Source organism: Paucisalibacillus algeriensis (assembly GCF_000577245.1).
Taxonomy (GTDB): Bacteria; Bacillota; Bacilli; order Bacillales; family Amphibacillaceae; genus Ornithinibacillus.
In genome coordinates, this window is record NZ_CBYO010000007.1 from 15,360 (window position 1) to 39,756 (window position 24,397).

A 24,397-nucleotide genomic window follows, 5' to 3' on the forward strand; every position below is an offset into this window, starting at 1 on the left:
GACAAGATGCATCTAGATAATGAATTAACAAAGTTAGATATCCTAGGGCTACATGAGGCATATAAAAAAAGAAGCTTATCACCAGTTGATGTGACAGAATATGTATTTGAAAAAATTAATCAAAACCGTGATTTGAATTCTTTTATTACATTATGTGAAGAGAAGGCAACTTTGGAAGCAGCAAAAGCTGAGAAAAAGTTCATGAGTGGTGAATATACCAGTATTTTACTTGGAGTCCCAATTGGGTTAAAAGATTTAATAAATTTAAAAGGTGTCAGGACGACAATGGCATCCGGTGTTTTCCAGGATTTTATTCCTAGAAAAGATGCTGTGGTGGTAAGTAATTTAAAGTCATCCGGTTCCATCATCATAGGTAAACAAAACTTACATGAACTTGCTTACGGGACTACTGGGGACGATTCCTTCTATGGCCCAACAAAAAACCCATTTCATCTACAAAAAATAGCCGGTGGATCAAGCAGCGGTTCCGCCGCTTCTGTTGCAGCAGGATTATGTTGGGGATCAGTTGGAACAGACACAAGTGGTTCTATCCGGATTCCGGCATCTCTATGTGGTGTAGTGGGAATGAAGCCGACTTTTGGCAAATTGAATTTATGTGGAATTTACCCACTTAGTTACTCTATGGATCATGTTGGACCAATGACAAGAACGGTAATGGATAATGCTATATTATTTGATGGGTTATCAGGAATACTTGACGCTGAGAAATCTTTGTACAAAAGGCTGTTAAAAAGTGCCAATTATGATCTTAGTAATGTAAGAATCGGCATCCCTCTAACCAATTTTTATAATGACCTTGACTCGGAAGTTGATACAAAATTAAAAAAGACCATCCAATTATTTAAGGATTTAGGTGCTCAAGTGTTAGAAATCCAGCTGGATATTCCAGATTTAGACGAATTAATGGCAATCAGCAGTGCCATTGATCAAACTGAATCATACTTAATTAACCAGGATATCATTCATGATAAGGCTAACCTATTGGGAAAAGAAACCAGAAAAAGAATTTTACGTGGCTCAGAATATAAAGCATATGAATTATTGGCTGCTGAGAAAGTGAAGAAGGAAATAACAGAAAAGTTTATGGAGGTGTTTCGTAATATTGATATCCTACTCACCCCTACTGTCCCATTCCTTGCTACAGATATTGGGGTCGAAAGGACTTCGGTTAATGGGAAACAATACCAGGTTCGCCAAGGATTAATGAAGTTTACATTTCTATCTAATTATATTGGTTTACCTTCGCTCACCTTGCCTTGTGGAAAATCTGATAGTGGATTACCGATTGGGGCTCAGTTAATCGGGGGATGGAATCAGGAGGATTTGATATATCAGATTGCATATACAGTTGAAAGAGCACTTTGAGGTATTGGGATAGTTTCACCTTATTGGCGGAACGTCCTAATACATCATTAACCCGCAATGTAGTAAGGACCTAACTTTTACAAAGGTGTTATTAATATCAGAATTGTTTGAGGTACCTAAAACAATCTCCTATATTTTCTCATCTTTTGCAATTGGAATAATCATCGTACCCTCATTTTTACCACCTGGTCTCAAATTTAAAGTATGACCAAATGTAGTATTTTCAAACGTTACAGTGTTGTTAGTTTCTATCTCTAGACCGTTTTCATTATAAAACGAAAACATACTTGGACCAAAGTAATAATTGTTACTTTCGTGGTAGCTAATATTTTCTTCAATCACATCGAGAAGCACATAATCGTATTCTTCATTAAAACTTTCATCAGACGATACTTTCTATTCTAGAGTTACTTATCGTCAAAGAACGTTCATCAACAGGATTAAAATCAATAGTTGGTATGACGTATCCTAGTAAAACAATTTCTTTCGTATGAACCCATATAAATTTGTTCTTGGGTATCGCTGATTCACTTGAAGATAGTTTCTTATCCCGCTCAAATTGATACATGATAACCGTCCCCATAGCTATTAATAATACCAAAAAATCTTCCTAACTCAACTTGCGAGCTAAGAAGATTAAATAACATTTATCTATTCCTCAATATTTACCAACACAACATCATCACCATCCTGAACAGCGGTGTATTTCCAAACATAATCATTTGTTTCTTCTTCGCCACTCTCATAGATAACTTTGATTTCTTCATTAGTAGTGACAATCCAATTTTCCCCATCTTCTTCAATATTGGTAATGGAGACACTGATAACTTCTTGTGTCACACCATTATCATTTAATCGTGCTACCAAATCCTGTTGCATATCATCCAAAGCACTTCCATCCTTAATATACGGTCGAACTTTATCATAGTCATTCGAATTAATAGCTTCTACTAATTGGTACACGTATTCCTCCGTAACTTGACTAATGAGATCAGTGCTAACAGTATCCGTCTTAGACACAGTAGTCACATTGGATTGGTGTAGTTCCTTAGAACCCTCTAATGTTTTGGTAGCTTCAAAGTCGTCACTATACCATACTTCTTCACATGCATTAATAAGCCATGTTTTATTTTCCTTATCATAGTTTAATTCTATATAACAATGGTCAATTCTTTCCTCTGTTTCTGCCTTTTCACCAGAATCGTAAAAGTCCGCAGTAAAATAAAACTTCGCTGGTACTGTAGCACTTGTTTCATCATTGAAATAGAAATTATTAAAATCTATTTCTACTGAATCTAATTGCCCTGAGAACAATTCTTCATAATCACGATAATAATCGAAGTTTGATGTAAAAATATCTCCCAATCGATCAGTAATATTCGTAAACAATGCCACATCATAGGCTGCATGCGCCTTTACATAGTCTTCACCATACAAAAGAATAGAATCTGAAACCGAAGTAGTGATCTGCTCTGGTACCGAATTCACTTCGATTGAATGATAAGATTCTTCTAGTTTAATAGTATCATAATTAATTGTTCCCCATTCCGTCTCAATGACAGGCTTTACTTCTGTTGTGCCATCTAGGCTAACCGGTCCAAATCCCTCTATATAGAAGTCTTCGTTAAATGGCACCTGCTGATCATTAACCTCTATATAAGCATTTGTAATTGGTATATTCGTATAGTTATCAAGCTGCAGAAAAACATAATCTGCTTCTAGATTTATGTCATGGACGGAATAACCATTCACAAGTGAAATACTATCTTTGCTATCAACTTCTGTATAATCACCTTTGAAATTACTATCTATGTCATACACTCCTGGAGCAAATGGCCCATATACAACCATCAATCCATCTTGTTCACTAGGCTTATATTCTTTTCCATTAAATGTAACCTCAACACCTTCAAATGGAAAATATAATTCTATATATTGTGGTTCTAGACTAATACGATAACTATCAAATACTCCTAGCCATTTTCCATTCTTCTCTATGTCAAGGAGGGAATTGTACTCATAAAATTCCTTCGTAGTTTTAAAATCCAAATCTATGTATCCATAATCCTTATTATCTAGTAATACAACAGCTTTAGCCTCTTCTTCTGTAATAGATTTGTTTTCAACCAATACCAGTTTTTGTAGTTTCTCATAATCATCTTCTACTAAAGCATCGATAAATCGCTCCATAGTTTTTTCTGGAGAGGTGTAGGACTTACCCCATACAAAGAAACCTGAAGCCAATACTACTACGGCTGCCACAATGCCATAAATCACTTTCTGTTTCGTGGTAAGCTTTTTTCTCTCTTTCTGCTTGACATCTGTCTCGCTTCGAACAACCGGACTGTCTTGCTCTAGCGATGCACCACAATGTTTACAAAACTTTTTTGCAGATTCAGCAAGTTCCCCACCACACTCTTTGCAATACTTAACCATTCTCTACTCCCTCGCTTCAGATAAGTTATTATAAATTTGTAATATTTCTTCCAAATTATAATGTAATAATAATTATTTGTTAAGCCTTTATACCTATTTTTTTCTATAGTGCATCTAATTACCTAAAAACATTTACTATAACTAAGCAAAAAATCCTAATATTCTATTTCAAAAAATACTATAATTGACTATAATTGACTATAATTGTCATTGTAAGAAAAAAGTATCAATTCAAATTACCTAATAGGAGGGTAGAAAAAATTATTATCGTGATTGTCATTCATGGGGCTGGAAATATTTCTTCATAAATTTAAATGTCTTTATATCTATTACATACTTTTTACCCCTGAAACCAATCCAATTAGGTGGATATTAATATCCAGAGAATATTTATATGAGGAGAATACACATGTTAACTTGTTCAAACTGTGGTACAAAACAGAATACAGGAAAGTTCTGTGAGGAATGTGGTGGTGCGTTACAAATAGAGCAAGCATCAGCCACAATTGCAACATCTAATCAAACAAATGAAGCTACTCAAGGATCTCAACAAAGTGCAGCATCAACTGCAGTAAACTCAGCGCAAAGCTCTAAACAAACTCAAGAAACTGTTGAAGCGATCAAAGGGGGATTATCCCATTATTGGTCCTATCTACTAGAACTAATTAAAAATCCAACAACTGCTTTCCAAACAGGTAATAGTAACTTTGTGAATGGGCTAGTAACTATAATCTTATTTACTATTACATACTCCCTAAGCTTATATTGGTTAGCTAATTCATTTTATAAACAAGCATTTGGTGGATTTTTGGAAGAATCACTTCCTTTCTTTGCGATAAATGCTAGATTAGTATTCGGTATCCTAATCATGTTTGCTATCACGCTTGGAAGTGTTTTTGCGGTTACCAAGCTTGCTAAGCACCAAGATGGGTTTAAAACAGTATTGGCACAATTTAGTGGGCTTGTTGCTCCACTATTAGCAGTAAACTTAATTGCTATTATTGGTGGTTTAACATCATCTGTTGAATTAACAATTTATCCTTTAGTCCTTTCTAATATTTTAGCCTTTGTCATTATTCCTGTTCTATTTGTCTATGAAAAGTCTGCTCAGGTAAATAGTAAGGGACAAAAGGTATATCATAGCTTCTTAGTATTGCTCATGATTACTGTAGTGACTTATATCATAAGTAGCTCATTACTATCAGGCACATTAGAAGAATTAGAAGAAATAATGTATTACTTGTAATGGTTATAGAGGCAGGGGTATAGGTTTTTTTACCTTCCCTGTCTTTTTTTGATTGATGCCATAGGGACAGGTTTTCCGCATATTATTAGCCAATACCAAATACATATGCTATAGTAGCACTGTAAAATAGTCGCCAAATAAAATAACTAAGCAAGGGAGCTGGGATTGACCAGCTGAGAAAGGGCTACAGCCTTTGACCTTTTGAACCTGTTAGGGTAATGCCTGCGTAGGGAGCATTAGTAAGATGAATTAGCTATAGCTTAATGGACTTTTTTCCACATGGATTGAAAACATTTTCAATTCTATCGGTAAAATTGGTTCATTGTATGTAGTTATTCATGATGTTACTTAAAGTCGCTCCGCTTAGGCTGGGCGGCTTTTTTGCGTACTTTATAGATGAGGAGGTTCTTAGATTGGTAGAACAAAAATGGAAATTAAGGGATGTTGTTTTAATGGCCGTTCTTGGCACAGTATTTGCAGCAGTTTACTTAGGTGTTTTCTATTTAGGATTAGGCTTACAAACCGCATTAACCCCTTTTGGATTTGCACCATTTGGATTTGAAATTATTTATGGAGTTTGGTTTATGGCCGCGACGATTGCAGCTTACATCATCCGCAAACCCGGGGCAGCACTGATTACAGAAGTATTGGCTGCGGTCATTGAACTAATGATGGGAAATGCTGGTGGAGTAACGCTTCTTCTAGCGGGATTTATACAAGGTCTGGGCGTAGAACTTGGCTTTGCCTTATTCCGTTATAAAAGGTTTAACTTGTTTTCTATGACAGTCGCTGGCATATGTGCTGCGGTCTTTATCTTTATCTATGAACTGTTTTATTTGCAGTACTACCTTTTATCACCTGTTTTACTGACAGGTCAGTTAATGATTCGATTCTTAAGTGCTTTTATCTTTGCAGGGTTAATTAGCAAGCTTACCTGTGATGGTCTAACCAAAACAGGTGTATTAAAAAGTTATTCTATCGGTAGAGGTCGGGTTGAAATAGAAGTACTTCAAGACTAAGAGGAGGAGAATTTTTCATGAATACTATTAGAGTGGTACTAGATTGGTTTCCAAATACGAACCATACTGGGTTTTACATTGCCTTAAAAAAAGGATATTTCCAAGAAGCTGGGTTGGATGTAGAAATTTCTGGTGATGTCCATGGTGTCCTTGAAACACATGGAGCTAACATTGTGGTAGCTCCACAGATTTCCATCTTAGAAAAGATTGCAGAAGGTAAAACATTGACCGCAATTGCAACACTGACACAGAAAAATGATTCTGGCATTGTCTCATTAAAGGAAAGTGGGATCACATCACCAAAAATGTTAGAAGGTAAACGCCTAACACATTGGGAGCCTGAATGGTTCCATGGCATCATTGGAAATGCAGTGAAAAAAGATGGAGGAGATTATAGTAAAGTCAACTTAGTTCCAATGGATGTCGGGGATATTGTTAATACACTAGGCCATACAGCAGATGCTACATGGGTGTATGAAAACTGGGAAAATGAAGAATTGATTGAGGCTGGGAAAGAAATTAACTATTTCAACCTAGCAGATATCGATCCATTATTTGATTTCTGTGCGCCATGCCTTGGAGCAACCCACCAATTATTGCAAGAAAGACCAGATGATGTAGAAAACTTCCTTGCATGTCTGGACCGCGGCTATATCGAAGCTGCCCACCACCCGGAAGAAGCCATTATGTTTGTCAAAGAATATATGCCAAACGTATCCGATGACCTATTAATTCGTAGCCAAAAACACTTGGCAGGAATTCTCCTAGATAAAACTGGCCACTGGGGATATATGGCGCCAGAACGATGGAATCCGATGGCAGATTGGATGATTGAACAGGGCTTATACGATAAACGCCGCTCCACAGAATTCACCAATAAATACCTGCCGACTCTTGTGAAAAAATGAGTAAACTGGCATTTCAATCCGTCACTTTCAGCTTTTCTGAAAGTGGCAAAAGCAACATGATTCAAGATTTATCCATAACGTTTGATTCGGAAAGCATCACCGTTATAACAGGTCCCTCCGGCTGCGGGAAAAGCACGTTTCTAAATCTTGCAGGCGGAATATACCCACAAAATGCTGGCGTTCTTCATAGCGGACACATATCGGTAAATGGTCAAAATTTGGCGGAACTTGCACCCGATCAACGAGCCCCGATGATTGGGGTAATGTTCCAAAATCCCGACCTACAATTTTGTATGGATACGGTAGAAAATGAGCTTCTTTTTTGCTTAGGAAATGTTCAAACACCTCCAGAGAAGATGCCCAAAATTATTCAGGATGCTTTAGAATTTTGTGGTATTACGCACTTAAAAGATCGTAAATTACAATCCCTATCCGGAGGAGAAAAACAAAAGGCAATGCTTGCTTGTCTGGTAGCATTAGACCCAGAGTGGTTGTTGCTGGATGAGCCATTTGCTAATGTGGATGAAGATTCTAGTGCTGAATTGGTTGCCAAGATTGAAGAACTTCATCAAAAAGGAAAAGGTATCTTAGTGGTGGACCACCGCTTGGAATATTGGCTTCCAGTCTGTGATGAGATTTGCTTTTTGGAATCTAATAATGATATGAACATAACAAGATATAAAATGGAAGCTATTTCAGATGAAATGCTAATGGAAAAGGGAATTCTTCCGCCAAGTATCCCATATAAACAAAAAGGAGATGAATCTATTGTTAAGCCAGTAAATCCTATACTAGAAATAAAGAATCTAACTGTATTCCGTGGTAAGCAGCAAATACTGAATACTATCAACTATACATTTGAACGTAGCAAAGTTTATGCGCTACTTGGTACTAGCGGAAGTGGCAAGAGCACTCTTTTTGGAGCAATTAATCGACTATATAACTATCAGGGTAAGATTCTATTAAACGGAAATGATGTTAAAAAGCGAGTAATCCGGAAGACAGGTGCAATCGGGTTTGTAACGCAGAATCCTCAGGACCAGTTTGTCGCGAGTACCGTGTTAGAGGAAATCACTATCGGTCTTCATCGTACAAAATCGCTTTCCGAGACTGAACCAATTTTAAGGGGAATCGGGTTATGGGGATACCGTAACTTCTCCCCCTATATGCTTAGCCAAGGCCAACAAAGAAGACTTGGTGTTGCTTCCCTTATGGCCTATGACTGCCAAGTATTGATTTGTGATGAACCGACCTATGCACAGGATTGGAAAAACACGACCGCTATCATGGATTCCTTGGTGGAAGAAATGATGGAACGTGGGATGACTTTGATATTCTCCACCCATGATCGAAAGCTTGCCAATGATTATGCGGATGTCATCTTAACGTTGAAGGAGGGTGAACTAATTGAATGCTCTAAACCCAGTCTGTAAGCTAATTGGCATATTCGTACCTACGCTAATTCTAGCAGCAGTACATCATCCAATTCTCAATATTTCCGTGTTTGTTATTTGTCTGTTGCTCCTACTGATGTCTCGTGTACGGGTCAAATTGCTTTTACTCTTATTCTTGCCAATTATATTAGCTTCCATCGGGATGTTTTTCACTGGCTACCATTTCCAGGTGGAATCTGGTGCTCCCGTTAATGCGGATAACTGGCAGATGACGGGTTCTGCGGTGTGGAATGGGTTGACGTTATCAAGCAGGGTTCTGGTTTATGCTGGTCTTGGTCTCCTTTTTGCTCTAACAACCAACAAAATTGACTTGATCCGTTCCTTACAGCAGCAACTTCATCTTCCATCCATATTCGCCTATGGAATCTTAGCAGCGTGGAATATATTCCCGAATCTCATGGAAGAATATCGAAAAACTAGATTGGCTTTTCGTGCCAGGGGTGTTTATACCAGCCCGGTCTCCCCTACTTTGCTGAAACCAATGCTAGTAAAAGCAGTGCTTTGGTCTAATGCTTTGTCCATTGCGATGGAATCTAAAGGGTTTAACGGGAGTGTGAAGCGTACGGAGTTTTATGTAATAAGGGTTGGGTGGAAAGATTTGTTGTTCCCGGTTGTTACGATTGGTGGGATGGTGGTGTTTGTTTTTTAAACTCCATGGGGACGGTACCTTATCTCATTGAGCTAAAGAACCGTCCCCATGGCTTTTTCTTTGGCATATTAGTTTTTAATAGTGAGCTGAAGAAGCTGTCCCTATCCCAATAACACTTAGCGTATCCCTAGCAATCATCAACTCTTCATTGGTTGGGATAATATATACATCTACTTTCGATTGATCACTACGGATTTTCCGTTCCTTTGGTATCCGATATACTTCACCATCCGATAGACATACATATCGATAGCTAATTTACAGTTTTCATCGCCTTTTTCCATGCGGTCAATGATTTCCCGAACATCATGACTCACACCAGAAATTCCATATAGTCCGCTAAATTTATTCAACATCGAGTTTACCTCATCGATAGTTTTCTGTCTATATTTGCGAAATGCAAATAAAAGAATTTATCTTTTCAATTTAATCATAGCATAATTCCATGTGGATAATTGTTACTGGTTTGTGACCAAGAAAGACAAACGAGCCAAGGTACCTGTCCCCGTGGATCGTCCTCATTACTAAAACTACTATTATCTGGTATAATGATTAGAAGTTAGTATCTAGTGCTAAAAAGGTGGAGAATATATTGTTGAATAGAGAAGATCTAATTGCACCCGAAAATTATAATATTGTCATGGAATTTGAGAAATACGCACAAGAACCCAATCGAATTGCGGTTATTTGGGAAGATGAGCATGGTGAAAGAAGAGAAATTACCTATAAAAGACTAATTGAAAATGCCAATAGAATTGGCAATATTTTTTTAGAAAAGGGGCTTAAAAAAGGCGATAAACTACTCGTTATGCTGCCTCGCCTAATTGGTACCTACGAGGTATACATTGCGGCGTTAAAAACCGGAATTATTATTATTCCTAGTTCGGAAATGTTTAGAACAAAGGATTTACAGTACAGAATTTCGCATGGTGAAGTAAAGGCCGTCGTATGCCATTCCGATTTTAGTGAAGAATTTACAGGGATTGAGCAATATGATGAGCTTGTGAAGTTTACCGTTGGTGACTCTATCATTGGATGGAATCATTTAGATAGTTTAAAAGAATCTGCATCAAACCAGTTGGAAATCATTCCAACTTCCAGGGATGATCTTGCATTTTTACCATATACATCGGGTACAACGAGTAATCCAAAGGCTGTGATGCACACGCATGCTTGGGGCTTTGCCCATATGAGTTCTGCTCCTGCGCATTGGCTAGGAATTAAGGATGGCGATACGGTTTGGGCAACGGCAGCACCAGGCTGGCAGAAATGGGTATGGAGTCCATTTTTATCCGTATTAGGATCAGGTGCTACCGGTTTTGTTTATAGTGGCAAATTTGACCCTAAAAAATATCTATCATTAATTGAAACAAATAAGATAAATGTATTTTGTTGTACACCGACGGAATATCGCCTCATGGCGAAACTAGATAATCTACATGATTATGATTTATCTGCAGTCCACAGTGCAGTTTCCGCTGGTGAGCCGTTAAACCGTGAAGTCATCGATCAATTTGAAAAGTATTTTAATATTACGGTTAGAGACGGCTACGGTCAAACGGAAAATACATTGTTATTAGGATTCTTAAAAGGAATGAAAGTAAAACCAGGCTCGATGGGGAAACCTACTCCAGGAAACAACGTGCAATTAATTGACGAGGACGGAAAGCCTGTAGAAGTTGGAACTGTTGGCGATATTGCAATCCCACTTGATACACCTGCATTATTTAAAGGATATTACAATGACGAGGACCGTACTATGAAGACACGTCGTGGTAATTTCTATATAACTGGTGACCAAGCTTCATTAGATGAAGAAGGCTACTTCTGGTTTGAAGGTAGAAATGACGATATTATCGTAAGTTCTGGCTATACGATTGGGCCATTTGAAGTAGAAGATGCGTTGGTCAAGCATCCGGCAGTAAAAGAATGTGCCGTTATTGCTAGCCCTGACGAGATTCGTGGCAATGTGGTGAAAGCATACATTATATTACAGGATCATGTGGTGGATGCAGGGGATGAATTAGTAAAAGAACTGCAAAACCATGTGAAACAATCGACGGCACCATATAAATACCCAAGGAAAATTGAGTTCACCGATGAACTACCAAAGACATCATCAGGCAAAATCCGTCGAGTTGAACTTAGACAGCGTGAAAAGGAAAAATAAAAATAAGAAAAACTTCCATCTATCGAGGTAAATTCCTCTGATGATGGAAGTTTTTCTTATTAAGAATTTAGCAATAATTCAGCGTCAGCGAGTCAATTACATCTTACATCCTTTTATCTACAAAGTTATAGATTTCTTCAATATTCCTGAGTACTGCACAACTCCCTGAATATATCCATAAAATTCGAAAACAATAATCTTATGGAACTGCCATTACAGTTTGCGAAAAACGGAGGGAAGATCATGGTTAAAGACTCACATGCACCAAAGGAAAAAGGTAATAAAGCCAAAAGACCTGATGAGCAAAGACGTAATAAAGGTAGGTCTAATGCTAGAAATACAGAAAGTTAATTTACCATAAGTGTGGGGCAGTCCTTAAAATTTGGGCTGCCCCGTCATTTCAATTTACTATCCCATGAATTACTGAAACGATTTCTTGAGCATCATTAATTACCCTGGAACTACGTTACTGTATCCTATCACTTTGAAAATACAACAAATATAGTATTTACCTTCCCCATATTTCCCTCAAAATAAAATAACTTTCCCTCCCCCATACACTTCACACCAACACAACAGCAAGAAGTGACACCACAACAGAAACAACTGTCATAGCAATAAGCGGTCTCATTGCCTTATTCTTCACTTCTATCAGGCTTACACTCAACCCTAGGCCAACCATAGCTGCCGTTAAAAGCCATGTAGTAAGTGTATATACCCCTTCTAAAGTTTGGTCTGTAACAGGGATAACGTCACCGAGGATGAAGCTTCCAAATATACTCATTGCGATAAATCCTAGTAAAAAGTATGGGAATGCAATTTTTGTTTTGTCTTCAGCACCCTTACCAGCCTGCTTGCGTTTCATAAAATAAATCAAGATAAAACATAATGGCACAAGCAAGAATACACGGCCTAGTTTTGCCAAGAGCGCCATTGCCAGCGCATCCTGTCCTGCTGGTGCCGCTGCTAAAGCAACGTGTGCAAGTTCATGCAAGCTCATTCCAGACCAGATTCCATAATCCACTGCAGTAATTGGCAAAATAGGACGTATCAAGGTGTAGATAATCGAGAATACCGTACCCATCAAAGCTATAATCCCAACACCAATTGCCGTGTCGTCATCATTGGCTTTCACAATTGGAGCAACAGCTGCAATCGCTGCAGCACCACAGATCCCTGTTCCGACACCTAATAATAAAGAGATATTGGCATCAGCTTTGATTACTTTAGCAATCCAAACCATCAATAAGATAGCAACAATAATAATTATGGCATCTTTTAATAAAAGGCCTAATCCGTCACTTAATACAATCCCAATATTCAAACGGAGACCGTACAAAATAATGGCTAATCGTAGTAACTTTTTAGCAGAAAATGTTATTCCAGCTCGGAGAAACTCTGGGTATCCGAAGATTTGTCGGTAAATGATAGCAATAATAATGGCACATCCTAGCTGACCAACGTATGTAAGTCCCGGGATGAGGGAAACGACATACCCAACTCCCGCTAATAAAAAGGTGAATAATACTCCACCTATCCATAGTAACTTTTTACTTTCCTCTGGTTCATGTTGCACTCTTTCCTGTCCAACTCCCAAACCGCTCACCTCCATTGTAAAAACCATATCATACTCAACTGTTTCAAGAAAGATGTTTTATAATAGTAAATAGAGCACATAAGAGCGCTAAACCTTACAAATGACATTTCTTCCCATTCCAAATACATATTTAAATCTCAGAGAGGCATAATGATGATAATTCTAAATAGTAAGGTGATGAATATGGGAGATAATTTCAAACCAGGTGAAGTAGTTTACATTATTATTCGAAATCCTCATGCACAAGATGTTGCGCAGGTTCAGCAGGCTGCAGTAGTTGAAAATCCGGATAATCCTTCAGAGCTAGCATTATTTGCACATGAAACGTATTTTCCATTCTCTGAGGAATTTGCCGTATTTAAATCGGAGGATGAAGCAGAGATGGCATACAAGGAAGCATTTGGCACACCAGAGGAGTTTGATGAATTTTATGGTTAAACCATTTGTACCTCAATTAGTTTATGTAGAACCTCGTGCCTTGGATTACCCACTAGGTAAAGAACTTGTACATAAATTTGAGAATATGGGGATTGAGATCAGAGAAACGACCTCTCATAATCAAATACGAAATCTACCTGGTGAAAATCATTTTCAAAAATATCGGATTGCAAAATCAACGCTTGTGGTAGGGGTTAGAAAAACATTAAAATTTGATACATCCAAGCCTTCAGCAGAATACGCAATACCCTTTGCAACGGGATGCATGGGTCACTGCCATTACTGTTATTTACAAACCACCATGGGAAGTAAGCCATATATTCGAACCTATGTGAATGTGGAAGAAATATTTGATGCTGCAGAAGAATATATGAAAGAACGCTCACCCGAGATAACAAGGTTTGAAGCATCATGTACATCCGATATTGTTGGAGTCGATCACCTCACCCACACCCTCAAGAAAGCCATTGAGTATTTTGGGAAAACAGAACATGGAAGATTGCGATTCGTAACCAAATTTGCCCATGTGGATCATCTACTAGATGCCGAACATAATGGGAGAACCCGTTTTCGTTTTAGTGTGAATGATGACTATATTATTAAGTATTTTGAGCCCGGAACCTCTAGATTGAATGAAAGAATCGAAGCTGCCGTAAAAATAGCAGAAGCTGGCTATCCATTAGGGTTTATCATCGCTCCTATTTATTTACATGAAGGCTGGAAAGAAGGCTACCGGGAGATGGTAGAAAAGCTAGAAGCAGCACTCCCCAGCTTTGCTAAGAAGGATTTAACCTTTGAAATGATTCAGCACCGCTTTACAAAACCTGCCAAGCGAGTAATTCAAGAAAATTACCCCATGACGAAATTAGAGCTTGATGAGTCTAAACGTAAATGGAAATGGGGCAAATACGGCATTGGAAAATATGTTTATACAGATGATGAGCAAGAAAGTATTAAGGATACTATCGGGGGATACATTGATAAGCATTTTCCAGAAGCTAAGATTGAGTATTTTACATAAAGCAGGGACAGAGGGTCAGATTTACTGTCCCAAGAGCTATGTAAGCCCCCCCAATCTATGGGACAAGAGTTCTGACCCCACGTCCCGCCCATTACCTAATACGATCGATGACACTTTTGGATATGCCGGTTATTCTCGCTAGTTGTCTTATGCTTATTCCTTCTATTTCTTTTAGTTGCAGGAGCACTATGTTACGCTTGTCCTTATTCATTTGTTGTATTGCACTGCTATTTGGGATTCCTATACGAGTAAGAAACTCACGGACATCATCATCTGAATACTTAACGTTTACATCGTCATCTAAACATATATCGTCATTGGGTTCTTGGATAAACTGAATGAAAGTTTTTATAGCTTTGTGGCTATCAGAGGAAAACATGCGAAGTACATGATGAACATCAACTAATTTAGGACGATTAATATATTCATGTATACTTGTCCATCTATAATCAAATACATTGGAAACAATTTTTGCCTTAAGAGGATTTTGATGAATGTAGCGAAGAACTGATTGGAAATATTTATATGTATCTACACTCTCACGTCTGTATCTCCCTTGAAAAAGGTGACCTACTCTATCATATTTAGCATTATACCAGTACACATAGCTAGCGCTAATTCTTTGGATAGCCTTAGAAATTGACTCCTCCTTTTCTTGTACTAATAAATGAATATGATTATCCATCAAACAGTAACAAAACAACCTAAATTTACTTACTTTCTTGTAACGCTCTAAAGTCTCCAGTAGTCGTAACCTATCCTCATCATCCTCAAAAATCGTTTGCCTATTAATACCACGTAATATCACATGATAAACCCCCGTATATCCCTCTCTTCTACGCTCCCTTGGCATACTACCACCTCACTTGCGGGACAGAGGGTCAGATTTCTTGTCCTGCCGTCTCCCATTATATCTACAAAATACAATACATACTGTTTTATGTCATATCATATTAATTTAATTTCTAGGAAATCTATGTACTCCAAAATAGAACTACCTATAAGACAATAATAAATTTCTCAAGTGAACGGTGCATGTTAAATACAATTTTGATAATATTTGAAATAATTGGGACAGTGCTTCTGACCCTTTGTCCCGGTAATCCTATTTCTTTTCATCCAGAACATCCAATATAATCTCAATATGCAAAGCCGCCCATGCTTTCTCTCTAAAATGGGAAAGGGTACTTAACGTTAATAGAATCAGGTAAATGGAGATAAACACCACCGCCCAAAGCATACTACCATCCCTGAATAAGTAGTCTTGTACCTTATTTGAAAATAAAAATAAAAGCCAAGGAATCGATGTAACATATAGAGGAATTATTCCCGAACCATTTTGTTCCTTTATCATCCGATAATAGGCTAATTTTAATGTTTCTTCGTCTAGGGTTTCATAGAAAGATTTAATATCAGATACTTCTTTTAACTTCTTATTTGTACTCGTGTTAGGTAGTTTTTGTAACTCGAGATAAAGTTTATGTGCATCCCCTCGGAATGGCATTATTATTTCCCCCCTTATAAATTGCTCTTTTATTATCAGTATTAGCAATAGAATGTGGAATTAGACACAAGGGGTCAGACTAACTGTCCCAATTCCTCAGGCAGTGGGACAAGCTTTCTGACCCCATGTCCCTACTGACCCCATGTCCCTATAAAAATACTTGACGGATTTGCTTTGATAGAATAGATTGAAGTTAATTGAATATAGAAAATTTAGGTTGATTTGACAATCTTTATGTCAAATCATGAAAAGGGAAGTCCGGTGTGAATCCGGCGCGGTCCCGCCACTGTAAATGGGAGTTTTCTATTTATTATCCACTGTCTACTGATGGGAAGGAAATGGAAAGCGATGATCATGAGCCAGGAGACCTGCCTATTTTTTTCACCATTAAACCTACGAGGATAGGGAGGTGTGTTGATACTGAAGGCTTTGGTTATTGGTTACTTTTAATAATACATAGCACAGCTTAAAGACGCACATGACATCTCTCAAGTAGAGATGTCTTTTTTATTGTTCACGACCAATCTACAAGGAGGAAAGAAAATGAGGAAGTCATATAAACTAGTAAACTATTTAATTGTCATTCTAATGCTTGCTGCACCATTTTTCACACTAGGAACCAAAGTAGCAGCGGAGGAAAATCAAACAAAAACAACTAATACTGAGCAACAGAATACAATTGAGCATTCTATCATTATTTCAGAGGAAACGAATGAGATTCCGCTTCCATTGATAGATTTAGAAATTGAGGAAGGCGATACGGTATTAGACGCATTAATTAAGGCAACCGAGGAAAATCACATTTGGCTATCCTACCGTGGTCAAGGCGCAGGAGCATATGTAGAAGGGATTGATGATGTATTTGAATTTGACCGCGGGTCTGGAAGTGGTTGGATGTACAAGGTAAATGGAGTTTTCCCTAACCGAGGAGCTGGGGTAATTAAATTGGTACCAGGTGACCGAGTAGAATGGCTTTATACAACAAATCTTGGTCAAGATATTGGTGCTGAACTAAATCCATTTCGTGAAAACTTAGAACCTACTATTCTTGTTAACGGTTTTACAGATGGGGATACTGTAAAAGAAAAACACCTCTCCTTCACCATAGATGCAACTAGTTATTTTGGTACGCCATTAGTACCAATCGTTAAAGTCAATGAGCTTGAAATTTTTCCAACAGAAGAAAACCACTATAATGTAGCGTTACATGAAGGAAACAACACGATTTCCATTTACGCTGAAGATAAAGAAGGACGTCATGTTTCCCAATCCTATACAATCCAGTATGAAAAAGTTAAGGAACCCGCCCCAACACCAGGTGATAAAAATGAGGAAACAGACTTCGATCATGTGCAACTCACTGCTGCAATAGAAAATACAAGTGCCTTTATTCTCGAAAATGGTGTGGATAGTGAATGGGAAGCAATTGGACTGGCAACATCGGGTAAAGTGATACCGGAAAATTATTTAAGCGTTTTCCATGAAAATGTAGAAAACCAGATTATTAGTGGCCTAGAAAATGGGCGTATTAAGATTACCGACATCCAACGTATTGCAATAGCAGCAGTTGCGATTTGCTTAGACCCGAGGAATATTGACGGCATGAACTTATTGGAATTAATTTATAACAGCCCCGAGCGTCGTGGTGGATTCGATACCATGACATTTCAAGGAAATAACGGTCCGATTTTCGCATTAATTGCACTCGATACAAAAAATTTTCCTGTACCAGAAGATGCCAAATGGACACGACAAGCGTTAATCGATGAATTATTACGTACTCAAAATGATGATGGAAGCTGGTCGCTGAACGAAATGTTTGATACTCCGAGTGTGGATATTACAGGGATGGCACTAACTGGGCTAAGCCCGTATAAGGATCAACCAGCCGTTCGTGAGGCATTAGACCGAGCAGTAAACTGGCTATCCAGTGTTCAAACAGACAACGGCGGGTTTGATGGTGGCGATTTTGTAGGTGGAATTACCAGTGAAGCAACATCACAGGTGATTATCGGATTATCTGCGTACGGTATTGACCCAACTTCTCAAGCATTTACCAAGAACGGAAATAACATTATCTCTCACCTACTAGCATTTCAAAATCCAGATGGTGGTTTCAAACACACGATGGATTACGATTATTCCGATGCAATGGCAACAGAACAGGCTTTACAAGCACTCGTAGCCTATAACAACTTTCATAACGGAAAAGGTAGCCTGTACCACTTTGGCGAATTAGAAGAGGAATTGCCGGATGATAATGGAGATAACCCCGGCGAGGAGGAAAAGCCTGGAAATCAGGAAGATGAACAAGGAAAAGACGAAGAACCTAAAGATCAGGATGAGCAAGAAAAAGATGAAAACCATGGTGATAAAACTGACGACCTTGAAAAAGGCGGAAATAATACAGATGAAAAGGAACAACAAGGTAATCCTGAAAACAACAAAAATGATCAAAAGGATAAAGATTCACTAAAGGATAACGGGAAAGAAAGAACTGTTACAGATCAGGTATCAAATGAAATCGGCAAGAAACTACCAGATACTTCATCCAATTTCTATAACTTCATCCTTATCGGTGTTATGACCATGTTAGTTGGTGGTCTCTTATTAATCCTCCACTTCAGACAACTGCATAAAAAAGTTTCTTAAGAAAGGATGGTTCCATGTCAAATTGGTTGAAGCGCCTGTCACTAATCGTTTCCATTTTCTTGATACTAATCGTTGTCGGTTGTAGTTCATCGATCAATATGCCTTTATCTAAGGAAGAAGCTAGTCAGTTAGCATCATCCCAAGAAGAAGGGGCTAATCTCTCAACAGCTTTAGAACAAGAAGAGGCACCATTAGCTGACGATACAACCCCTTCAAAAAAGAATGATAATCTCATAGAGTCTGAAGTAATGGCAGATGACGCTTCAAATAAAGATGCAGAGGAAAGTAACACCTCTATGAAGCAGCACAATGAACCTTCTAATAATAAGGCAGAAACAAAGTCAAAGAAGGAAACAACGAAAGAGCAGCAAGCAGAGTCAACTAACGAAGCAAAAAGTTCTGAGAAGAAAACAGATAAAAACACATCCACAAAGAAGGAAAATAAACAAGATAACACCAAAAAAGAAAGCAATACTTCTTCTGAGAATAATAAAAGTGAGTCAGAACCAAATAACACAGAGACTGAATCAAATCCATTAAATACCATCGTTTACTCCATTGTCATATCGGAGTCAACCAATGAAATCCCGCTACCACCGACCGAGATGGAAATAGAAGAAGGCGATACGGTATTACAAGCATTAATCAACATCACAAAAGAAAAACGTATTCAAATGGATTACCGTGGTGGCCAAGGGGCGACAGCATATGTAGAAGGTATTGCCAATGTCTATGAGTTTGACCGTGGACAAGGTAGTGGCTGGATGTATCGGGTGAATGGAATTTTTCCAGACCGCGGGGCAGGTGTCGTGCCTCTATTACCAGGGGACCGCGTCGAATGGCTGTATACAACCAATTTAGGTGTAGATTTAGGAGCAGACCTAAAGCCTTTTCGTAGATAATAAGATTTTTAGGCGTATTGGACATAATAGAGAGCTGATGAAGTCGAGCTGGCTTGAGTAAAAGTAACTTGGGCTAAAGTGAAAACCGCTGGGAAAACTGACGGAGTGGCGCTAGTTTTTTCCCCATCCCCACTCCCTTCTACACCAAATTGCCTACTTAATAGCTTCCTAGAAAGATGGTGATGTTAGTGGAAAATGGATTTCGTAGCTTCCATCCTTATGTACAGATTTGCTATTACCTATTTATTGGTTCTTTACTCATGTATTTTAATCATCCAATATTTTTAACTACTGCTCTTATATTACTAATCTTTGTCAACCTATCACATGATAGTGGGAAAGCATTAAAGAAATGGATTGTAATACTAATCCTTATGAGTTTGATTATCATCCTATTAAATCCTTTCTTAGTTTCGCGGGGAACAACTATATTGTTCTATTTTCGTGGTAAACAAGTAACACTCGAAGCAATCATCTACGGAATAACAATGGCGCTGTTTATCGTAAACATTCTCATGATGTTTGTTTCCTTTAATGTAATATTAAATGGTAACCGATTTTTATACATATTTTCAAAGTTTCTTCCCCGTACAGCATTTTTAATCATGATGTCCATTCGCTTTGTACCTCTGTTTAAAAGAAGGTTAGACGAAATTAGCGATGTCCATCACATACGGGGAATGAGTATGGCGGTAGGAAGCATTAAAAATAGGATGAAAAATGGCATGTTACGATTGCAAATAGTCTTAACATGGTCGTTAGAGGAAGCAGTCCATACTGCCGATTCCATGAAGGCAAGAGGATATGGCTTAGGAAAGAAAACATCCTATATTCCATACTACATGAAAAAACAAGATTGGGCCTGGCTTGTGACATTATGCCTCCTCTTTGCCCTTTGTATTGCTGGCGGTACATTAGGCTATGGAAAATTAATCATCTATCCGAAGCTCGGTACTCTGCATTTCTTTTTGATCGATTGGATCGTATTCGGATGTATGATGATACTATTTTCATTCCCGTTATGGGTAGAAGGGAGAGAAAGATTAAGATGGAAATTTTGAAGATAAAAGACTTGTCATTTCAATATCCCGACACAAAAGAGTATGCACTTCATCAATTATCCATTTCGATCCATAGCGGGGAGTTTGTAGTCATCTGTGGGCCAAGTGGCTGTGGTAAATCCACATTACTCCGATTGATAAAAAAAGAGCTCTCCCCCTTTGGCGAACTATCTGGCGACATCATGTATGCAGGAAAGTCTCTTCATGATTGGGAGGAGCGCCTATTAATAGAAGATATTGGCTTCGTCTTTCAAGACCCGGAAAACCAAATAATCATGGAAGATGTATTACAGGAAATTGTTTTCGGGCTCGAAAATCTGGGATATTCCAATTTAGAAATGAGAAAGCGTGTTGCTGAGCTTGTACATACATTTGGGTATGAACAATTATTGCAGAAGAAGGTTTCCGAATTATCTGGTGGGCAAAAACAAATTCTTAACTTGCTCTCCGTTCTATTATTAAAACCAAAAGTTCTTTTACTGGATGAACCAACATCCCAACTGGATCCCATCGCTGCAAAGGACTTACTACTAATTTTAGAACGAATAAATAAAGAACTGGGCATTACTATTTTACTGGTAGAGCATCGCTTGGAAGAATTATTTGATTTAGCAGACCGTGTCATCATGATGGATGAAGGTATGATTGCCTATCATGGTGAACCGAGAGAAGTAATACACGCTATTCACAAACAAGCAGATCAACGTTTCCAAATATATCTACCATCTGTTTCACGCCTGTATTTAGATACTGAGGATTCAGTCTTCATGGAAAAAATCCCACTGAATGTGAAGCAATGTAAAACATGGATTTCAACCATACTGTTCCATCAAACTACCTATGATACCGCTCCAGAACAGAGTGAGACAAATGATGTACCTCCCGTCATGGAGCTAAAGGATATATATTTCCAATTTGCTAAAGATTTACCAATGATACTCCGAGACCTTAGCATAACGATTCATAAGGGTGATTTTTATGCTATTGTTGGTGGAAATGGTTCAGGAAAGACCACTTTATTAAAGATCTGCTTACATTTATTGAAGCCTCAACGTGGCAAGGTTACCGTTTTCGGGCAAACGTATCACAAGAAAAAAGCAGTCGAACACCATAAAAAAGTTAGTTATGTACCACAGAATCCCGTTACTTTTTTCATTCACGATTCTATTGAGAAAGAAATGCTTCATATTGCAAAGGAGCAAGAGTGTAGTGAAGTAGAAGCCAAAATAACGGAGCGATTACAACAGTTAGGAATTGAACATATCAGAAAAAGACATCCCTATGACTGTTCAGGTGGAGAACTTCAAAAAGCTGCCCTCGCCTGTATGTTAATGGAAGACCCAGAGATTATACTAATTGATGAACCAACAAAAGGACTTGATCCAGTTTCTAAATATCAGTTGGCAGCCATTCTCAAACGATTGCACCAAGAAGGGATTACCATTGTCATGGTGACACATGATTTAGAGTTTGCTGCTCACCATGCAACGAAATGTGCGATGATGTTTAATGGTCAAATTACCGCAGAAGCAACACCAGAAAAACTATTTAAAGGAAATTACTTTTATACCACTACGATGAATCGTGTGACGCAAAACAGTCAATATCCGGAAGTGCTAACCTTGGAGGAGGCAAAATCTTTATGGAAAAAAACAGAGCAATTCTCTTCCTAACGGTTATTGTTTTATTTATACTATTGTTGTTTTCATTTATCCTATTTCCACTTCAACATTATCTAGTATTAAGCGTGGCCATCATAGGCATGATATCATTACTTTTCTTTAAACGCTTTGAAAGGAAGAAAGTAAAAGCAAGAGAAATCGTGATACTAGCAATGCTTGCAGCCATTGCAGCGATTGCTCGTGTGCCTTTTGCAGGTTTACCAAGTATCCAACCAACCTCTTTTGTTATCATAACAGTTGGCCTAGTCTTCGGAGCAGAATCAGGTTTCCTAGTTGGAGCTGTTGCAGCGATTGTTTCCAATATATTCTTAGGCCAAGGCCCCTGGACACCATGGCAAATGTTTGCCTGGGGAACCATGGGACTCAGTGCAGGATTATTGCGACCATTACTAGGAAAAATCTGGATCCAGTGTATTTTCGGTTTTGTCTGGGGATTTCTCTTCGGATGGATCATGAATCTATGGATCATCGTTAGTAACATGGAGAATTTTTCATGGGAAGTCTTCATTGGCGTTTATGCCTCAAGCTTCTCCCACGACCTATCACACGCAATTTGCAACGTCATCTTCATCGCACTTTTTAGTAAACGTTGGGTAAAGATACTTGATCGATTTAAAAGGAAGTATGGTTTGTTAGGAGGGTCAGTCGGGGACGAAGGGTCAGTCTAACCGTCCCACTTCCTACGTCTGTGGGACAGTTAGACTGACATGGTAAATCAAAAAACCAATATTAGTAACATAGTATCTCACTGGAACGAGGTACCAGCCCTTGAGGTACATACTAGGCTACTTAACTGAGAGGATGAAAGTCTATGAACTACGATGTTATCATTATTGGGGCTGGATCAATGGGGATGGCAGCAGGATATTATTTATCCAAAAAAAATAAGCAAGTCTTATTAATAGACGCCTATGATCCTCCCCATTCAGAAGGATCCCATCATGGAGAAACACGAATTATTCGTCATGCATATGGAGAAGGAGAAAACTATGTGCCCATGGCCTTACGTGCACAAGAGCTATGGTTAGAATTAGAGCAAGAAGCGAATAAAACGTTATTCCACCAAACTGGTGTACTAAACATTGGGACAGAGGACTCTCCTTTTATACAAAATGTCATAAAAAGTGCTGAAAAACACGCTCTTGCTATTGAACAATTATCAGCCGAAGAAATAAATGAACGTTGGAACGGATATGACTTACCCAATGACTTAATAGGGTGTTTTGAGCCAAATTCTGGTGTTCTTATGAGTGAAGCATGTATCCAGGCATTTCGCGACCTCGCACTTCAAAATGGTTCAACACTATTAACACATACGAAAGTAAAAAACATGACAATTCATCAAGGTGAAGTTATTGTTACGACAGACTCACAAACGATACAAGGCAAAGAACTAATCATAACTGCAGGGAAAGGTACCAACAACATCCTTTCTTTACTCGGAGTAGAACTCCCATTACAACCTACTCGTAAGACTTTTTCATGGTTTCATTCGGATGAAGATATATACAATAAAAATGCATTTCCAGCTTGGTCTTACGATGTAAATGATCGTATATATTATGGATTTCCAAGTATAGACGGGGCTGGGGTAAAAGTAGGAAGGCATGATGGCGGCCACCCAACCTCACCCGAGGAAAAACTAAGGGTATTTGGTACATATCCTGAAGACTCACAAGATGTTGCACATATAACAAAAAAAATTATGTCTAGTGAAATGCCACTAAAAGAAGGTAAAGTATGCACCTACACCAATTCTCCTGATGGTAATTTTATCATTGACAAACTAAAAGAATTTCCTAACGTTACCGTAGCTTGCGGATTCTCAGGTCATGGATTTAAATTTAGTACAGTTGTAGGAGAAATATTAAGCCAAATGATAATAGATAGAAAGAGTAAATTGGATATAAAACAATTCAGAGTGGATAGATTTAGATAGGAACAAGGGGTCAGAAACCTTGTCCCCTCCCCCTGTTCCGCAATTTAAATATAATGTTGAAATAAGGTATCAAGAGATGATTTTTTTGTCCCTTTTATTTATCCTTCTTCGATTATATATATAGATAAAGTAAAAATAGAAACAGATAGAGATTAGGTTCTAGCTCCTTCGAAAAATACACCATGTATCAAGTGATAGGCATCAAAACCCCAGTCCCCTCAAAATCAAATTAAAAATAAATTCCTTTTAATTATTAATTTTAAAAATAATTTTTAAAATCCTTGCTATAATATTCCGAACCTATTAAAATAATACCTAGAAAGCGGTTACAAT

General features: G+C 38.1%; 22 protein-coding genes and 2 riboswitches. Of the genes, 15 read left to right on the plus strand and 7 right to left on the minus strand.

The features are described 5' to 3' along the window. The first annotated feature begins 6 nt into the window (after nt 1-6). Complete coding sequence (locus tag TY11_RS04765; protein WP_042143489.1) at nt 7-1,386, plus strand: amidase; 1,380 nt, start codon at nt 7-9, stop codon at nt 1,384-1,386. A gap of 129 nt (nt 1,387-1,515) precedes the next feature. Here TY11_RS04765 and TY11_RS04770 read toward each other — a convergent pair whose 3' ends face one another. Genes TY11_RS04770 through TY11_RS04780 form a run of 3 tightly spaced genes read right to left on the minus strand, consistent with a single transcriptional unit; the run spans nt 1,516 to nt 3,822 of the window. Then, nucleotides 1,516-1,728: a hypothetical protein gene (locus tag TY11_RS04770; RefSeq protein WP_155982668.1), complete on the minus strand. Its 213-nt coding sequence runs from the start codon at nt 1,726-1,728 to the stop codon at nt 1,516-1,518. A gap of 40 nt (nt 1,729-1,768) precedes the next feature. Further along, nucleotides 1,769-1,987, minus strand: a complete 219-nt coding sequence (locus tag TY11_RS04775) for a hypothetical protein (protein ID WP_042143493.1) — start codon at nt 1,985-1,987, stop codon at nt 1,769-1,771. Between the two features lie 50 nt (nt 1,988-2,037). Continuing rightward, nucleotides 2,038-3,822 carry a zinc ribbon domain-containing protein gene (locus TY11_RS04780; protein ID WP_042143495.1) on the minus strand — a complete coding sequence of 595 codons (1,785 nt, stop codon included), beginning with the start codon at nt 3,820-3,822 and terminating at the stop codon, nt 2,038-2,040. A 409-nt stretch (nt 3,823-4,231) separates the two neighbouring features. Here TY11_RS04780 and TY11_RS04785 point away from each other — a divergent pair, with 409 nt between their 5' ends. From TY11_RS04785 to TY11_RS04805, 5 genes are all read left to right on the plus strand, one after another. Continuing rightward, nucleotides 4,232-5,068, plus strand: coding sequence for a DUF6574 domain-containing protein (locus TY11_RS04785; RefSeq protein WP_042143497.1), 837 nt, complete (start codon nt 4,232-4,234; stop codon nt 5,066-5,068). A gap of 142 nt (nt 5,069-5,210) precedes the next feature. Continuing rightward, a riboswitch (TPP riboswitch) is annotated at nt 5,211-5,318 on the plus strand. 163 nt (nt 5,319-5,481) lie between these two features. Then, on the plus strand, nt 5,482-6,087 hold the full coding sequence (locus TY11_RS04790) for an ECF transporter S component (RefSeq protein ID WP_155982669.1): 606 nt from the start codon (nt 5,482-5,484) through the stop codon (nt 6,085-6,087). Between the two features lie 17 nt (nt 6,088-6,104). Beyond that, nucleotides 6,105-6,995: an ABC transporter substrate-binding protein gene (locus tag TY11_RS04795; protein WP_042143499.1), complete on the plus strand. Its 891-nt coding sequence runs from the start codon at nt 6,105-6,107 to the stop codon at nt 6,993-6,995. A 56-nt stretch (nt 6,996-7,051) separates the two neighbouring features. Beyond that, nucleotides 7,052-8,428: an ABC transporter ATP-binding protein gene (locus TY11_RS04800; RefSeq protein WP_197025056.1), complete on the plus strand. Its 1,377-nt coding sequence runs from the start codon at nt 7,052-7,054 to the stop codon at nt 8,426-8,428. Then, the gene (locus tag TY11_RS04805; protein ID WP_042143505.1) at nt 8,403-9,098 is read left to right on the plus strand and encodes an energy-coupling factor transporter transmembrane component T family protein; all 696 of its coding nucleotides are present in this window, start codon (nt 8,403-8,405) and stop codon (nt 9,096-9,098) included. The genes TY11_RS04800 and TY11_RS04805 overlap by 26 nt, the downstream gene beginning before the upstream one ends. 170 nt (nt 9,099-9,268) lie before the next feature. Here TY11_RS04805 and TY11_RS04810 read toward each other — a convergent pair whose 3' ends face one another. Continuing rightward, the gene (locus tag TY11_RS04810; protein ID WP_042143506.1) at nt 9,269-9,454 is read right to left on the minus strand and encodes a hypothetical protein; all 186 of its coding nucleotides are present in this window, start codon (nt 9,452-9,454) and stop codon (nt 9,269-9,271) included. 239 nt (nt 9,455-9,693) lie between these two features. Here TY11_RS04810 and mbcS point away from each other — a divergent pair, with 239 nt between their 5' ends. Then, entirely contained in the window at nt 9,694-11,268 is a 1,575-nt protein-coding gene (mbcS, locus tag TY11_RS04815; protein ID WP_042144169.1) for an acyl-CoA synthetase MbcS, read from the plus strand. Between the two features lie 562 nt (nt 11,269-11,830). Here mbcS and TY11_RS04820 read toward each other — a convergent pair. After that, entirely contained in the window at nt 11,831-12,865 is a 1,035-nt protein-coding gene (locus tag TY11_RS04820) for a YeiH family protein (protein WP_231495777.1), read from the minus strand. Nucleotides 12,866-13,018: 153 nt separating this feature from the next. Here TY11_RS04820 and TY11_RS04825 point away from each other — a divergent pair, with 153 nt between their 5' ends. Together TY11_RS04825 and splB are read left to right on the plus strand one after the other, a co-directional pair. Then, nucleotides 13,019-13,303 carry a transcriptional regulator SplA domain-containing protein gene (locus tag TY11_RS04825; RefSeq protein WP_231495778.1) on the plus strand — a complete coding sequence of 95 codons (285 nt, stop codon included), beginning with the start codon at nt 13,019-13,021 and terminating at the stop codon, nt 13,301-13,303. Further along, nucleotides 13,296-14,324 carry a spore photoproduct lyase gene (gene splB / locus TY11_RS04830; RefSeq protein ID WP_042144175.1) on the plus strand — a complete coding sequence of 343 codons (1,029 nt, stop codon included), beginning with the start codon at nt 13,296-13,298 and terminating at the stop codon, nt 14,322-14,324. Before TY11_RS04825 ends, splB begins: the two co-directional genes overlap by 8 nt. Before the next feature lie 91 nt (nt 14,325-14,415). Here the strand turns inward: splB and TY11_RS04835 are convergent, their stop codons facing one another. Together TY11_RS04835 and TY11_RS04840 are read right to left on the minus strand one after the other, a co-directional pair. Continuing rightward, nucleotides 14,416-15,177 (minus strand): transposase, encoded by a 762-nt coding sequence (locus TY11_RS04835; RefSeq protein ID WP_042143509.1) that lies wholly within the window; start codon nt 15,175-15,177, stop codon nt 14,416-14,418. Between the two features lie 252 nt (nt 15,178-15,429). Then, on the minus strand, nt 15,430-15,828 hold the full coding sequence (locus TY11_RS04840) for a hypothetical protein (RefSeq protein ID WP_042143512.1): 399 nt from the start codon (nt 15,826-15,828) through the stop codon (nt 15,430-15,432). A gap of 197 nt (nt 15,829-16,025) precedes the next feature. Beyond that, nucleotides 16,026-16,218: riboswitch (cobalamin riboswitch) on the plus strand. Nucleotides 16,219-16,371: 153 nt separating this feature from the next. Here TY11_RS04840 and TY11_RS19785 point away from each other — a divergent pair. From TY11_RS19785 to solA, 6 genes are all read left to right on the plus strand, one after another. Next, on the plus strand, nt 16,372-18,480 hold the full coding sequence (locus TY11_RS19785; protein WP_052345731.1) for a DUF4430 domain-containing protein: 2,109 nt from the start codon (nt 16,372-16,374) through the stop codon (nt 18,478-18,480). 14 nt (nt 18,481-18,494) lie between these two features. After that, entirely contained in the window at nt 18,495-19,382 is an 888-nt protein-coding gene (locus TY11_RS19790) for a DUF4430 domain-containing protein (protein ID WP_052345732.1), read from the plus strand. 188 nt (nt 19,383-19,570) lie between these two features. Continuing rightward, nucleotides 19,571-20,443, plus strand: coding sequence for an energy-coupling factor transporter transmembrane component T (locus TY11_RS04860; RefSeq protein WP_042143518.1), 873 nt, complete (start codon nt 19,571-19,573; stop codon nt 20,441-20,443). Further along, the gene (locus tag TY11_RS04865; RefSeq protein ID WP_042143520.1) at nt 20,431-22,116 is read left to right on the plus strand and encodes an ABC transporter ATP-binding protein; all 1,686 of its coding nucleotides are present in this window, start codon (nt 20,431-20,433) and stop codon (nt 22,114-22,116) included. The genes TY11_RS04860 and TY11_RS04865 overlap by 13 nt, the downstream gene beginning before the upstream one ends. Next, nucleotides 22,086-22,793, plus strand: coding sequence for an ECF transporter S component (locus TY11_RS04870; RefSeq protein ID WP_042143522.1), 708 nt, complete (start codon nt 22,086-22,088; stop codon nt 22,791-22,793). Before TY11_RS04865 ends, TY11_RS04870 begins: the two co-directional genes overlap by 31 nt. Before the next feature lie 143 nt (nt 22,794-22,936). Continuing rightward, complete coding sequence (gene solA, locus TY11_RS04875; protein ID WP_042143524.1) at nt 22,937-24,064, plus strand: N-methyl-L-tryptophan oxidase; 1,128 nt, start codon at nt 22,937-22,939, stop codon at nt 24,062-24,064. Nucleotides 24,065-24,397: the final 333 nt, after the last annotated feature.

Excerpts from the sequence above, each read along its gene's own strand:
- TY11_RS04765 (WP_042143489.1), top strand. The coding sequence starts at position 7 with ATGCATCTAGATAATGAATTAACAAAGTTAGATATCCTAGGGCTACAT.
- TY11_RS04780 (WP_042143495.1), bottom strand. The coding sequence starts at position 3,822 with ATGGTTAAGTATTGCAAAGAGTGTGGTGGGGAACTTGCTGAATCTGCA.
- TY11_RS04785 (WP_042143497.1), top strand. The coding sequence starts at position 4,232 with ATGTTAACTTGTTCAAACTGTGGTACAAAACAGAATACAGGAAAGTTC.
- TY11_RS04795 (WP_042143499.1), top strand. The coding sequence starts at position 6,105 with ATGAATACTATTAGAGTGGTACTAGATTGGTTTCCAAATACGAACCAT.
- TY11_RS04800 (WP_197025056.1), top strand. The coding sequence starts at position 7,052 with ATGATTCAAGATTTATCCATAACGTTTGATTCGGAAAGCATCACCGTT.
- TY11_RS04810 (WP_042143506.1), bottom strand. The coding sequence starts at position 9,454 with ATGTTGAATAAATTTAGCGGACTATATGGAATTTCTGGTGTGAGTCAT.
- TY11_RS04825 (WP_231495778.1), top strand. The coding sequence starts at position 13,019 with ATGATAATTCTAAATAGTAAGGTGATGAATATGGGAGATAATTTCAAA.
- splB (WP_042144175.1), top strand. The coding sequence starts at position 13,296 with ATGGTTAAACCATTTGTACCTCAATTAGTTTATGTAGAACCTCGTGCC.
- TY11_RS04835 (WP_042143509.1), bottom strand. The coding sequence starts at position 15,177 with ATGCCAAGGGAGCGTAGAAGAGAGGGATATACGGGGGTTTATCATGTG.
- TY11_RS04840 (WP_042143512.1), bottom strand. The coding sequence starts at position 15,828 with ATGCCATTCCGAGGGGATGCACATAAACTTTATCTCGAGTTACAAAAA.
- TY11_RS19785 (WP_052345731.1), top strand. The coding sequence starts at position 16,372 with ATGAGGAAGTCATATAAACTAGTAAACTATTTAATTGTCATTCTAATG.
- TY11_RS19790 (WP_052345732.1), top strand. The coding sequence starts at position 18,495 with ATGTCAAATTGGTTGAAGCGCCTGTCACTAATCGTTTCCATTTTCTTG.
- TY11_RS04865 (WP_042143520.1), top strand. The coding sequence starts at position 20,431 with ATGGAAATTTTGAAGATAAAAGACTTGTCATTTCAATATCCCGACACA.
- TY11_RS04870 (WP_042143522.1), top strand. The coding sequence starts at position 22,086 with ATGGAAAAAAACAGAGCAATTCTCTTCCTAACGGTTATTGTTTTATTT.
- solA (WP_042143524.1), top strand. The coding sequence starts at position 22,937 with ATGAACTACGATGTTATCATTATTGGGGCTGGATCAATGGGGATGGCA.